The organism is Monashia sp. HAY1-2A, from assembly GCF_056755315.1.
Genome location: NZ_JBNDHY010000592.1, coordinates 1 through 251, shown reverse-complemented (window position 1 = coordinate 251; position 251 = coordinate 1). Strand labels below are relative to the sequence as shown.

General features: G+C 55.8%; 1 protein-coding gene. It reads left to right on the top strand.

The features are described from left to right. On the top strand, positions 1-251 hold a 251-nt coding region (locus ACPYOM_RS23180; protein WP_481347772.1), incomplete at both ends, for a lytic murein transglycosylase.

Here is a 251-nt window from a genome sequence, read left to right as displayed (position 1 = left end):
GCTTTCGCCGGAGTGACCGAGCCGGACCCAACCGTCCTCGAAAAAGCGACCTTTCAGCCTGAGTTCACAACCAAGATTTGGGACTATGTGGACTCCCGTGTAAACCCCTACACGGTCGAGATCGGCCGTAAAATGGCTACAAAGCATGCCGCGACGCTGAAGGCGATCGAACGCCAGTTCGGCGTCGACAAGAACATCATACTCGCGATCTGGTCGATGGAATCGAACTACGGCGAAGTCCTCACGAAGGA